The sequence below is a fragment of the Polymorphospora sp. NPDC050346 genome (genome assembly GCF_040655695.1).
GTDB classification, from domain to species: domain Bacteria; phylum Actinomycetota; class Actinomycetes; order Mycobacteriales; family Micromonosporaceae; genus Polymorphospora; species Polymorphospora lycopeni.
Genome location: NZ_JBFAKM010000003.1, coordinates 27545 through 40759, shown reverse-complemented (window position 1 = coordinate 40759; position 13215 = coordinate 27545). Strand labels below are relative to the sequence as shown.

Sequence of the window (13215 nt, the reverse complement as noted above, 5' to 3'; positions counted from 1 at the left end):
TATGGACGAGAACGCGCTGCGGGCGGTCGCCGCCCTGCTCGAGGAACGCAACGCCATAGACGCCGAGATCGCCCGCCACATCGGACGTCCGATGACCGCCGGACACCTCGGCGAGTGGATCGCCGCGCAGGTCTTCGACATCGACTTGGCGGCGGCGGCGAACGTGAGGGCGATCGACGGCCGGTTCGCGTCCGGCCCGCTCGCCGGCCGTACGGTGAACGTGAAGTGGTACCCGCGGCGCGAGGGGATCCTCGACCTGACCGGCGCCGTCCACCCGGACTACTACCTGGTGCTGGCCGGCCCGGCGGCACCGGCCGTGACCTCGCGCGGGGGAGTGCGGCCCTGGTGCGTGGAGTCGGTGCATCTCTTCGACGCCCCGCGGCTGCTCGCCGACCAGCGGTCGCGCGGGGTCGGCACCGGCACCGCGTCGAGCGTCCCGGCCGACCGGTGGGCGGCGGCGGAGACCTATCCCCGACCGGCCGATCCGGTGCTCGCCGTCCACCCCGGACAGGCGGCCGTGCTGCGGCGGTTCGCGCCCCCGCAGGACGCCTCCGGCATCCCGACGCAGCGCCTGCCGTAAGAGCTGGCTTATATAAGCACAAGCTGTAATACTCGACCCGTGCACGCGTTCGACATCCTCGGCGACCCGATCCGGCGCCGGATCCTGGAACTGCTCGCCGACGGCGAGCAGACCTCCGGCGCGATCACCACGGTCATCCGGGCGGAGTTCGGGATCTCCCAGCCGGGGGTGTCCCAGCACCTGCGCGTGCTGCGGGAGAACGGGTTCACCACGGTCCGCGCGCAGGGAACCCGCCGCCTGTACGCGGTGAACTCCCAGCCACTGCGGGAAGTCGACCGGTGGCTGGCGCGCTTCCACGGGATCTGGGACCAGCATCTCGACGCCCTGGCGACCGAACTCGCCCGGGGCAGGCGGGAACGCCGCCTGCGCGGCGGCACCGACGGGTCGCCGGGCGACAGCCCGGCCGGTGAGGGAAGGAACCACCGATGATCGACATCGCCAGTCAGCTCAAGGCCATCCACCGCGAGGTCAGCCGGCTGCCGGCCGCCGGCGGCGAGACCGTCAGTGTCCGGCTCCGCCGGGAGTACCCGGCGCCGATCGAGGACGTCTGGGACGCGGTGACCGACCCGGACCGGCTGCGGCGATGGTTCCTACCGATCAGCGGCGACCTGCGCGCCGGCGGGTCGTTCCAACTCGAGGGCAACGCCGGCGGCGACATCCTGACCTGCGAACCGCCCCGGCTGCTCAAGGTGACCTTCGGCGGGCCGACGAGCCTGGTCGAACTCCGGCTGACCGCCGACGGCGACGACACCGTGCTCGAACTCGAACACAGCGTGCCCATCGAGATCGCCGGCAGCGGGGCCGGCGCGCTCTACGTCGGTCCCGGTTGGGACGGCGCCGTCATGGCGCTCGCCCTCTTCGTCGCCGGTGAGACCATCGACGACCCGGTCGCGACCGCGAACTCGGCGCAGGGCCAGGAGTTCTCCCGGCAGTCGGTGCACGCCTGGGTGGACGTGGTCGGGGCGTCGGGCACCGCCGGCCCGGACGAGATCGCCGCGGCGACCGAGGTCTCGCTGGCCCAGTTCGCCCCCGACCTCGGCGCGGCCGGGCGGCCGGAGCGGCCCTGATCGGTACCGGGGCCCGACCGCCCAGCCTGTTACGATCGCTCCGTGGCAGGCCAACTCTTCCTCTGAGCTGACTCCGGACGACCCGCCGCTCGCTGAAGCGAGCCACGGGTGGTCGGACGCCGTCATCGACCCGTCCACGGGTCGCGTCAGCCGCGAAGCACCTCTTCCCGTTCCAGGGACGAGTGTGCCTCCGTCCGGAGGAAGCAGTGACCATCACCATCACCCTGCCCGCGCGTGCGCGGGCCCAGCTCACCGCCGAGGGCGTCCACATCGCCCGGGGCGGCCGTACCGTGCTCGCCGGCGTCGACGTCGCGGTCTCCCCGGGCAGCCGGTGGGGCGTCGTCGGCGAGAACGGCCGGGGAAAGTCCACCCTGCTGCACATTCTCGACGGGACGCTCGTTCCCGACGCCGGCACCGTCCACCGGGTCGGCACGCTCGGCACCGCCGCCCAGGAGATGCCGGTGGCCGACGGCGCCACCGTCGGCCGGGCCGTCGACACCGAACTCGCGCAGGTCCGGGCGGCGCTCGCCGCCTTCGAGACGACCAGCCGGTGGCTCGCCGAGGGACGGCCGGGCGCCGCCGACGCGTACGCCGCCGCGCTGGAGGCCACCGACGCCCTCGACGCCTGGGACGCCGACCGCCGGGTCGACCTCGCCTTGGCCGCGCTCGGCGCCGTCACCGACCGGAACCGGCGCCTCGACGAACTCTCGGTGGGACAGCGGTACCGGGTCCGGCTCGCCTGCCTGCTCGGCGCCCGGCACGACTTCCTGCTGCTCGACGAGCCGACGAACCACCTCGACGCGGCCGGTCTCGACTTCCTGACCGCGAGACTGCGCGAGCACCCCGGCGGGGTCGTCGTCGTCAGCCACGACCGGGCGCTGCTCGCCGACGTGGCGACCACGGTCCTCGACCTCGACCCGAGCCGCGACGGCCGGCCCCGCGTCTACGGCGGCGGCCTCGCCGGCTACCAGGCCGGCCGGGAGGCCGAACGGGAGCGCTGGGCGGAGGAGTACGACCGGCAGCGCACCACCCACGCCCGGCTGACCCGCGACCTGTCCGAGGCCCGCAACCGCCTGGTGACCGGGTGGCGGCCGGACAAGGGAACCGGGAAGCACCAGCGGGCGACCCGCGCCCCGGCCCTCGTCCGGTCGGTGCACCGCCGCCGCGACGAGCTGGAACGGCACGCCCTGACCGCACCGCCGCCACCGGCGCGCTTCGCGATGCCCGCGCTGCCGGCCCGGCCCGGCGTCCGGCTGCTCGCCGCGGACGGCGTCGTCGTGCCCGGCCGGCTGGACCAGCCGGTGACCCTGGCCCTGGAGTCCGGGGCACGGCTGGTCGTCACCGGCCCGAACGGCGCCGGCAAGTCGACCCTGCTCGCGGTGCTCGCCGGCGTCCTGCCACCGGCGGGCGGGACCGTGACGCGGGCCCGCGACGCCCGGGTACGCCTGCTCGCGCAGGAGGCGTCCCGGGCCGACCACCGGCCGGTCCGTGAGGTCTTCGCCGCGCACCTGGCCGGGCTGGCCACCGGTGCGCCGGAGGTGTCGCTGACCGGGCTCGGCCTGCTGCCGGCGGCCGATCTCGGTCGGCCCGTCCGCGACCTGTCGACGGGCCAGCAGCGCCGGCTCGACCTGGCGATCGTCCTGGCGGCCCGGCCGCACGTGCTCCTGCTCGACGAGCCGACGAACCACCTGTCGATCGCGCTCGTCGACGGACTCACCGAGGCGTTGCACGTCACGGACGCGGCCGTGGTCCTGGCGACCCACGACCGGCAGTTGCGGCGTGACGTGGCCGGGTGGCCCCGGCTGGACCTGCCCGGCACCGGGCACTAGCGGGGACCGTCGCGGGCCCCGGGGTGTCCCCGGGGCCCGCCGGTCACCTTCCGCCGGCTGCCCGTACGGCGGCCTCGCCGGTGCGCCGCCACAGGTCGCGGTCCTGGTGGGCGCTCGCCATCGGGGTGATCACGACCTCGGTCGCGCCGGCCGCGGCGTATTCGGCCACCCGGGCGGTGACGTCGTCGTCGGAGCCGATCACACCGACCGCCGACAGCAGGTCGTCACCGATCTCACCGCCGGCCAGCGCGTGGGCGAACCCGCTCGCCTCGTACATGGCCCGGTAGTTGGGCACCCGGGCGTACGTCGACAGGTAGTGCCGCAGCGACTCGACGTCGCCGGCCCGGTCCACCGAGACCGCGCCCGGGGCGAACACCACCACCGGGAAGCCGTCGAGGTCGCGGCCGGACCGTTCCAACCCCTTGCGCAGGTGCGGGATCGCCACGTCGCGTACGTAGTCGACGGTGCACATCCACAGCAGCAGCCCGTCGGCGACCTCGCCGGCGAGTTCGCTCATCTTCGGCCCGAGCGCGCCCAGGCAGGTGGCCAGGCCGTCCCGGCGTGGGGACGCGTACCGCGAATGGCCCTTGTACCACTTGCCGTCGACGTGCACCTCGCCGGTGCGCAGCAGCGCCGTCACCACCGACAGGTATTCGCGCATCGCCGGCAGCGAGGGCCCCAGCGGTACGCCGAGCGACCACTCGGCGGTGAGCCGGTGCCCCAGCCCGACACCGAGGGTGAACCGGCCGTCGGACACCTCGTCGATGGTGGCCGCGGTCTGCGCCATCACCACCGGTGGCCGGGTGTAGAGCGGCATGATGCCGGCACCGAGCTGGATCCGCTCGGTGACCGCGGCCATCGCGGCCAGCACGCTGAAGCTGTCGCGCATGTTCGGCAACTGGATCAGCCACGCCGCGTCCAGCCCGACCTGCTCGGCCAGCCGGGCCCGGTCGATCAGTTCCCGTACCGGCAGGTCGCTGCCCTCGATCGCGATGCCGGTGCGCAGCCGGCGGGCCGCCACGGGCCCGTCCGCCGCCACGCCTCAGACGCCCATCCGCTGCCGGAGGCTCTTGGGCCGCATGTCGGTCCAGACCTCCTTGATGTGCTCCAGGCAGGCGGCCTTGGGGCCGGTGGTGCCGACCTCCCGCCAGCCGGCCGGCACGTCGCGCCCGGTCGGCCAGATCGAGTACTGCTCCTCGTCGTTGACCACCACGGTGTAGTGACGGTCGTCGTCGTCCTCGAACACGCTGCGCTCCTTGTCGACTCTGTCGGGCGGTCCCGCGACCCGGCCGGCGGTTCGCGTGAATGCCAGCGGGCGCGCGCGTATACCGGCGGGAGCGGTCGGCGCCTGAGTCTTTCGCCGGTGCCGGCCGCCGGGCAAGGTCGGACCTCGCCGCTGGCGAGAAGTGGACAGCCCGTTGACCCGGCCACCCGCCCTGAAGTCGGCTAGACGCGTCAATTCGCGGCCACCTCGGACCACCCTCCGCTGGCGCCATCGACCACCCCTTCCAGACGAGGAGGCGACGTGCGTGAGCCGGCGCCCGAGGTGAGCTCGGGCGGGACCGCAGTCGCGCCCGGACCGGCCGGACCGCCACCGGCCGGCCCGGGCACCCCCGACCCGGTCACATCGACGACCGACCCGGCACCGGCCGCCGGCCACAAGCCGCCGGCCGGTGCCACCCGACCGGCGCCGCGCCGGACCGACAAGCTCGGCACCGGCTTCTGGGCGCTGTTCGCCGCGATGTTCGTGGCCAACCTCGGCTCCGGCATCACCACGGTCGCGTTCCCGTGGCTGACCACCGAGATGACCACCGACCCGCTGCTGGTCGCCGGCGTCGGCGTCGCGGCGGAGCTGCCCTGGCTGCTGTTCAGCCTGCCGGCCGGAGTGCTGGTCGACCGCTACGAGCACCGCCGGCTGATCTCCTCGACCCACCTGGGCCGGGCGCTGGTCGTCGGCCTGCTCGCGGTCGTCCTCTTCGCCGACGTCGCCAGCATCTGGATGGTCTACCTGGTCGCGTTCACGATCGGGGCGCTGACCGTGCTCAACGAGAACGCCACCCAGACGATCCTGCCCCGCATCGTGCGGCCGTCCCAGCTCAACCGGGCCAACAGCAACCTGGTCCTCGCCGACACCACCGGCGGGGTGTTCCTCGGCCCGGCGATCGGCGGCCTGCTGCTGACCGTGGCGGTGACCCTGCCGTTCGCCGTCGACGCCGCCCTCTACCTGCTGGCGGCCGGCCTGATCCTGCTGGTCACCGTCTCGGCCCGGCGGACGGCCCCGGCGGCCGGCACGCTGCCCGCGCCCCCGGTCGGCACGGCATCCGGGCCCGTACCGGCGGCCGGCGCGGCGGCCGAGACCGCGGCGGCCACCGACCCGGCGTCCGCCACCGACCCGGCGTCCGCCACCGACCCGGCGTCCGCCACCGACCCGGCCGAAGGGCCGGCCCGGCGGTCGCTACGGACCGAGATGGCCGAGGGTGCCCGCTACTTCTGGAACCACCGCGTCCTGCGCCAGCTCGGCATCTTCCTGGGCCTGCTCAACCTCGCGAGTTCCATCATCGTCGGCACCCAGGTGCTGTTCGCCCAGGAGATCCTGAACCTCAACGCCGCCCAGTACGGCGTCCTGTTCGCCGTCGGCGCGGTCGGCGCCGCGGCCGGCGCGGGTCTCGCGCCGATGCTGGAGGCCCGGCTCGGCGCCCGCCAGGTGCTGCTGCTGACCCTGTTCGGCAACAGCGCGGTCAGCCTGACGATCGGCTTCACCTCCAGCGCGCTGCTGGTCGCGCTCGCCCTCACCGTCGGCGCCGGTCTCGCCGTGGTGTGGAACGTGGTGACCATCTCCTACCGGCAGCGGATCGTGCCGGAACACCTGCTGGGCCGGGTCAACAGCATCTACCGGCTGCTCGCCTGGGGACCGCTGTCCGCCGGCTCGCTGATCGGCGGCCTGGTGGTGAAGCTCGGCGAGCCCCTGCTGGGCCGGGAGGGCGCGCTACGCGCCCCGCTCTTCCTGTCCGGAACCCTGACCGCCGTCCTGATCTGCTACGCCCTGATCCGCCTACGCGACGGCATCTGGTCGCGCGACCGCGACGCCGTGTACGGCCCCGAAGACCGGACACCCGAAGAGGAGGACGGCATGGCCGAGGAGCAGTTGACCGACGAACGCCCCGGAGGCACCGCGGCGCCGCCGTTGCCGGCCTTCGGTGGCACCGGGGGAGCCGACCGGCCGGTCCTGAAGACCCTGATCGCGGTCAACGTCCTGATCGCCGTCGCCGGCCTGGTGATGATCGGCCTGAAGGAGGGGCTGACCCCCGCCGCCGCGATCTGGGACGGGGTCAGCCCGCTGCACCTGGCCACCGAGATGAACGGGCCCGCGGTCGACCGGGGCGAGGTCTGGCGCCTGGTCAGCTCGATGTTCGTCCATTACGGACTCGCGCACCTGGTGGCGAACATGGTGATGCTCGGCCTCGCCGGCTGGAAGCTGGAGCCGATCCTGGGCTCCCGGCGGTTCCTGGAGCTCTACCTGCTCTCCGGCCTCGGCGCCGGGATCGCCACCTACCTGTTCACCCACGACGCGCTGACCGCCGGAGCCTCCGGAGCCAACTTCGGGGTCTTCGCCGCACTGCTGGTGGTCTGCCTGAAACTGCGCCAGCGCAGCGTCCTGGCCATCGTCCTGCTCGCCTTCGGTGTGGTGACCACCTTCGCCATCCCGGGCATGGCGATCGCCGCGCACATCGCCGGCCTGGTCGTCGGTACGGCCGTCGCGGCCGGCTACGCGCTGCCCACCGGCGACCGGCGCGACCGGCTGCGGGTGGCGGTGCCGGTCGGCACGCTCGTCGTACTGCTGCTGGTGGCCGTCGTCGCGCTGCTGCTCTGAGTGGCGGCGCGACCGGTGCCACCGCACGGCGGGCGGTGGCACCGCGCGAGCCTGCCCGCGTCCGGTGGCCGGAAGTCCCACCGCGACGCTCCCGCCAGGTGATGACAGTCGCGCCCGCGAGGTGTTGACAGCCGGGTGACCTGGCGACTACTCGCCAAGCAGCCCCCGGCATCTTGTCGCTGCTCGGGCGGGGCCAACAGACTTCCATCGTTCATGTCCGGCCAACCTCGGCGAGAACTCCAACCCGCCGGTCCGGTCCAGGTTGAAGCGAGAGGGTAAACGGTGAGCGGTGTCGAAGACGCGCATATTGCCATCATCGGATTGGCGGGACGTTTTCCCGGTGCGCGCGACGTCAACGAGTTCTGGCACAACCTCCTCGGGGGCGTCGAATCCATCACCTTCTTCAGCGACGACGAGCTGAGGGAGGCCGGGGTCTCCGAGGAGACCATCGCCGACGCGAGCTACGTGAAGGCCGCGCCGATCACCGAAGGCGCGGACATGTTCGACGCCGCGTACTTCGGCATGAGTCCGCGCGAGGCCGAGATCCTCGACCCGCAGCAGCGGATCTTCCTGGAGGAGTGCGAGACCGCGCTGCAGCACTCCGGCTACGACCCGGCCTCGTTCGGCGGCCGCATCGGCGTGTACGGCGGCCTCGGCTTCAACAACTACCTCGAGGACAACGTCAACAAGAACCCCGACGTCGTCGACGTGATGGGCCGGCTGTCCACCAACATCTCCAACACGGCCGACTACCTGGCCACCGGGGTGTCGTACCGGCTGGGCCTGCGCGGCCCGTCGTTCACCTGCCTGAGCGCCTGCTCCACCTCGATGGTCGCGATCCACCTGGCCTCCCAGGCGCTGCGCAGCGGCGAGTGCGAGATGGCCCTGGCCGGCGGTGTCGAGGAGTTCATCCCGCGGGTCTCCGGCTACTACTACAGCGAGGGCGGCCTCTACTCGCCCGACGGCCACTGCCGCACCTTCGACGCCAAGGCGCGCGGCACCGTCTTCGGCAGCGGCGCCGGCGTGGTGCTGCTCAAGCGCCTCGACGCCGCGCTCGCCGACGGCGACAACGTGCTCGCCGTGATCCGGGCGACCGCGATCAACAACGACGGCAACGACAAGGGCGCCTTCACCGCGCCGAGCATCTCCGGCCAGTTCGCCGCCGTCTCCGACGCCCTGTCCCGCTCCGGCGTCGACCCGGCCACCATCTCGTACGTCGAGGCGCACGGCACCTCGACGTTCGTCGGTGACCCGATCGAGGTCAACGCGCTGACCAAGGCGTTCCGCGCGCACACCGACCGCAAGCAGTACTGCGGCATCGGCTCGGTCAAGACCAACGTCGGTCACCTCGGCGCCGCCGCCGGCGTCACCGGCCTGATCAAGACCGTGCTCGCGATGCAGCACCGCGTGCTGCCGCCGAGCATCAACTTCGACGAGCCGAACCCGCAGATCGACTTCGAGAACTCGCCGTTCTACGTCAACACCGACCTCACCCCGTGGAAGGCCGACTCCGGGCCGCTGCGGGCCAGCGTCAGCTCGTTCGGCGTCGGCGGCACCAACGGCCACCTGATCCTGGAGGAGGCGCCGGCCGTCGAGCCGTCGTCGAGGCCGCTGCGTTCGCACCAGCTCCTGCTGCTGTCGGCGCGTACGCCGACCGCGCTGGAGGCCAACGCGAACGCGGTCGGCGCCCACCTGCGGGACCGGCCGGAGGAACTGGCCGACGCCGCGTACACCCTCGCGGTCGGCCGCACCGCCCGCCCGGTCCGCAGCTTCCTGGTCACCACCGACGGCACCGAGGCCGGCGACCGGCTCGCCGCCGGTGTGCCGCAGCCGTCGCCCGGCGTGATCCCGCCGCGTGGCGTCAAGCGCGAGATCGCGTTCGTCTTCCCCGGCCAGGGCGCCCAGTACCCGCAGATGGGCCGCGACCTCTACGAGACCGAGCCGGTCTTCCGCACCGAGATCGACGAGTGCGCCGAGGTGCTGCGCGAGCAGACCGGCTGGGACCTGCGCGAACTGCTGTTCCCGTCCGACGACGACGCCGCCGCGGCCGCCGACCGGCTCAACCAGACCGCGGTCACCCAGCCGGCGCTGTTCGTCGTCGAGTACGCCATGGCCAAGCTGGTGCTGAGCTGGGGCCTGCGGCCGGAGTCGATGGTCGGCCACAGCGTCGGCGAGTACGTCGCCGCGACCCTGGCCGGCGTCTTCACCCGCGACGACGCGCTGCGCCTGGTCGCCGCCCGCGGCGCCCTGATGCAGGAACTGCCCGCCGGCTCCATGCTCGCGGTGCCGCTGTCGGAGCAGACGGTCTCCTCGATGCTGCCGGCCGACCTGAGCCTGGCCGCCGTCAACGCCCCCGACCTGGCCGTCGTCTCCGGCCCGGACCAGGCCATCGAGCAGTTCAAGGCGGTGCTCGCCGTGCAGGGCATGGAGGGCCGGCCGCTGCACACCTCGCACGCCTTCCACTCGCAGATGATGGACCCGATCCTGGAGCGGTTCACCGCCCTGGTCGCCGCGGTCCCGCGCAGCGAGCCGACCATCCCGTTCGTCTCCAACCTCAGCGGCGACTGGATCACCGCCGCCCAGGCGACCGACCCGGCGTACTGGGCCGCGCACCTGCGCGGCGCGGTGCGGTTCGCCGACGCCGTCGCCCTGCTGACCACCGGCGCCAGCCGGGTGCTGGTCGAACTCGGCCCCGGCCAGACGCTGTCCAGCCTGGCCCGCCGCCAGCTCGGCACCGACCGGCAGGGCCTGGCGGTCTCGACGATGCGGCACCCGCAGCAGCGGCAGCCCGACACCGCCGTGCTGCTCGCCGCGCTCGGCCAGGTCTGGCAGACCGGCGCCGACATCGACTTCACCGCGCTGTGGGGCGACGAGCGCCGGCACCGGGTGGCGCTGCCCCGGGTGCCGTACGAGAAGCAGCGGTCCTGGCTGGACGGCGGCCCGCAGGCCGCCGCGTCGACGCAGGACGTCGCCGCGAACACCGAGACCGGGCCGTACTACGTGCCGGTGTGGAAGGAGACCTCGGCGCCCGCCCCGGTGGACGTCGACACCGCCGCCGCCTGGGTGGTCTTCGAGCCGGCCGACGGCGGCGTGGCCGCCGAGCTGACCGGCCGGCTGCGCACCGCCGGCGCCAAGGTGATCACCGTACGCGCCGGTGCCGAGCAGCGGGCCGACGGCGACGCCTACACGGTGCGCGCCGGCGAGCTGGCCGACTACTCCGCGGTCGTCGCGGCCGCCCTGGCCGACCAGCCGGAGCGGCTGAAGATGGTGCACGGCTGGCTGGTCGGCGACCTCGCCGGTGACACCGGCCGGGACCGGGCCCGCGACGGCCTCGACCGCGGCTTCTTCAGCATCCTGTCCGCCGCCCAGGCGGTGTCGCGTAACCCGGCCAGTCCGCCGCTCGACCTCTACCTGCTCACCAGCGAACTGCGCGACGTCGTCGGCGGCGAGCGGATCGAGCCGGTCAAGAGCGGCGTCGACGGCTTCGTCAAGCTGCTGCCCAAGGAGTTCAGCGACACGACCTGCCGGTCGATCGACGTGTCGACCGGGCGGGCCGACACCGTCGCCGACCAGGTCCTGCGCGAGATCTCCAGCGGCAGCACCGACCAGGTCGTCGCCTACCGGGGCCGCAAGCGCTGGCTCTGGTCGCACGAGGAGGTCGCCCTCGACGGCGTCGGTGCCGCGCAGCGGCTGCTGCGCGACGGCGGCGTCTACCTGATCACCGGCGGCCTGGGCGGCATCGGCCTGGTCACCGCCCGCGACCTCGCCGAGCAGCACCGCGCCAAGCTGGTCCTCGTCGGCCGGTCCGGGCTGCCGCCGCGCGAGGAGTGGCGCGACCTGCTCGCCGGCCCCGACACCCAGGTCACCGCCCGGATCAAGGCGGTCGAGGAGATCGAGTCGCTCGGCGGCGAGGTCCTGGTCATCGCGGCCGACGTCACCGACACCGAGTCGCTGCGGGCCGTACGGGCCCAGGCCGAGGCCGCGTTCGGGCCGGTCAACGGCGTGCTGCACGCCGCCGGCATCACCGGTGGCGGCATGCTGGAGACCCGCCAGTTCGCCGACGCCGAGGCGGTCCTCGCCGCCAAGGTCTTCGGCACCCTGGCCATCGAGGAGGTGTTCGGCGACAGCATCGACCTGCTGGTCCTCTACTCGTCGTTCACCGTCTTCTCCGGCGACTTCGGGCTGTTCGACTACTGCTCGGCCAACTCGATCCTCGACTCGTACGCGCAGTCGCGGGCCGGCGGCAACACCCACGTCGTGTCGATCAACTGGCCGATCTGGACCAAGCTCGGCATGGCGTTCGACATCGACGTGCCCGACCTGCTGACCTCGTTCGAGATGGGCGACCGCTACGAGAAGGTGGCCCACCCGCTGCTCGGCAGCCGCCTGGTGCGGGCCGGCAGCGACCAGGTCATCTTCGTCAAGAACCTGTCGACCGAGGACTGGGTCACCGCCGAGCACCAGCTCGACAGCCTGCCGACGATGCCGGGCACCAGCCTGGTCGAACTCGTCCGGGCCGCGTACGAGGAGGTCACCGGCTCGCGGACCGCCGAGATCCGGGACGTCGTCTTCATGCGTCCGGTGCAGTTCGTCGACAGCCGTACGGTGCACATCATCCTCACCCCGAAGCCGAACGGCGTCTACGACGTGATGATCGCCGACGCGGACACCGAGGGCGGCAACCCGGTCGAGTTCACCACCGCCAAGGTCGGCCCCGGCCCGCGCGACGACGCGCCCCGGCACGACGTCTCGGCGTGGAAGGCGACCTGCCACGTCGAGGACGAGCCGGAGGGCGTCACCGAGGGCATCATCACCCTCGGCCCGCGCTGGCAGCAGAGCATCCGGGCGCACTGGCACGGCGACCAGACCGACCAGGGTCTCTTCGACGAGCTGGTGCTGCTCGAACTGGGCGAGGAGTTCCTCGGCGACCTCGACGAGTTCGGCCTGCACCCGGCCCTGCTGGACAAGGCGACCGCGCTCGGCCAGACCGTCGTCGCCAGCCAGACCAGCCACCTGCCGTTCGGCTACGACCGCATCACGGTCCGGGCACCGTTGCCGCGCCGGTTCTACAGCTACATCCGGCACCTCGACGACACCCGGGGCGCCCTGATCCGCACCGACATCACGCTCGCCGACGAGGACGGCGTGGAGCTGGTCGCGATCAAGGGCTTCACGATGTTCGAGTACAACGACACCTCGATGTCCACCTCGGAGGGCGGCGACACCGCCCCGGCGGCGACCGCCTCCGACGAGGACGACGAGAGCAAGTTCAGCATCGCCCGCCAGCTCGAACGGGCGCTGCTGCGCTCCAACGAGAAGGCGTTCGGCATCGAGCCGGAGGACGGCTACCGGATGCTGCGCCAGATGCTGGACTCGGCCGCCGCGCCGCAGATCATCGTCTGCCCGGACAGCTTCGTGAAGCGGATGCGGATGGCCGGCGAGGTCACCCGTGACGCGCTGCGCGAGCAGTTGATGGCCGCCCCCAAGGCGGCCGCGTCGGTGGCGACCCGCAGCCTGATGACGCCGTACGTCGAGCCGGAGTCCGACGTGCAGCGGGTGCTGACCCAGATGTGGGCCGACACCCTCGGCCTGGACAAGGTCGGCATCGACGACGACTTCTTCGACCTCAACGGCAACTCGCTGATCGCGGTGCAGCTGGTGGCCCGCATCCGCGAGCAGTTCCAGGTGGACCTCACCGTCGCCGGCCTGTTCGAGGCCCGCACCTCGCGGGCGCTGTCGGAGAAGATCGACGAGCTGCTCGTCGAGATGCTGTCGTCGCTGTCCGACGAGGAGGCGGCGGCCCGACTGGCCAGCATCACCACCCGCAACTGACCACCGGCGGTGGTGGCCGGCCCTGGGGCCGGCCAC

The 13215-nt window shown here is 73.0% G+C and carries 8 protein-coding genes; 6 read left to right on the top strand and 2 right to left on the bottom strand.

The features are described 5' to 3' along the window. Window position 1: 1 nt before the first annotated feature. From AB0I42_RS04675 to AB0I42_RS04660, 4 genes are all read left to right on the top strand, one after another. Complete coding sequence (locus AB0I42_RS04675; protein WP_357534185.1) at window positions 2-580, top strand: hypothetical protein; 579 nt, start codon at window positions 2-4, stop codon at window positions 578-580. Between the two features lie 39 nt (window positions 581-619). Next, window positions 620-1009, top strand: coding sequence for a metalloregulator ArsR/SmtB family transcription factor (locus AB0I42_RS04670; protein WP_357534183.1), 390 nt, complete (start codon window positions 620-622; stop codon window positions 1007-1009). Beyond that, window positions 1006-1647: an SRPBCC family protein gene (locus AB0I42_RS04665; protein WP_357534182.1), complete on the top strand. Its 642-nt coding sequence runs from the start codon at window positions 1006-1008 to the stop codon at window positions 1645-1647. The genes AB0I42_RS04670 and AB0I42_RS04665 overlap by 4 nt, the downstream gene beginning before the upstream one ends. 206 nt (window positions 1648-1853) lie before the next feature. Then, entirely contained in the window at window positions 1854-3476 is a 1623-nt protein-coding gene (locus tag AB0I42_RS04660) for an ABC-F family ATP-binding cassette domain-containing protein (protein WP_357534181.1), read from the top strand. Window positions 3477-3519: 43 nt separating this feature from the next. On the opposite strand, the gene AB0I42_RS04655 is transcribed toward AB0I42_RS04660, so the two are convergent. After that, window positions 3520-4497 (bottom strand): LLM class flavin-dependent oxidoreductase, encoded by a 978-nt coding sequence (locus AB0I42_RS04655; protein ID WP_357534180.1) that lies wholly within the window; start codon window positions 4495-4497, stop codon window positions 3520-3522. Between the two features lie 21 nt (window positions 4498-4518). After that, complete coding sequence (locus AB0I42_RS04650; RefSeq protein WP_212818333.1) at window positions 4519-4722, bottom strand: MbtH family NRPS accessory protein; 204 nt, start codon at window positions 4720-4722, stop codon at window positions 4519-4521. 279 nt (window positions 4723-5001) lie between these two features. Here AB0I42_RS04650 and AB0I42_RS04645 point away from each other — a divergent pair, with 279 nt between their 5' ends. Further along, window positions 5002-7347 (top strand): rhomboid family intramembrane serine protease, encoded by a 2346-nt coding sequence (locus tag AB0I42_RS04645; protein ID WP_357534178.1) that lies wholly within the window; start codon window positions 5002-5004, stop codon window positions 7345-7347. Between the two features lie 282 nt (window positions 7348-7629). Continuing rightward, a complete protein-coding gene (locus AB0I42_RS04640) occupies window positions 7630-13179 on the top strand; it encodes an SDR family NAD(P)-dependent oxidoreductase (protein ID WP_357534176.1) in 5550 nt (1849 codons plus the stop codon). Window positions 13180-13215 lie beyond the last annotated feature (36 nt).

What these genes read in the sequence shown, in the direction of transcription:
- AB0I42_RS04675 (WP_357534185.1), top strand. Translation starts at nt 2, where the DNA reads ATGGACGAGAACGCGCTGCGGGCGGTCGCCGCCCTGCTCGAGGAACGC.
- AB0I42_RS04665 (WP_357534182.1), top strand. Translation starts at nt 1,006, where the DNA reads ATGATCGACATCGCCAGTCAGCTCAAGGCCATCCACCGCGAGGTCAGC.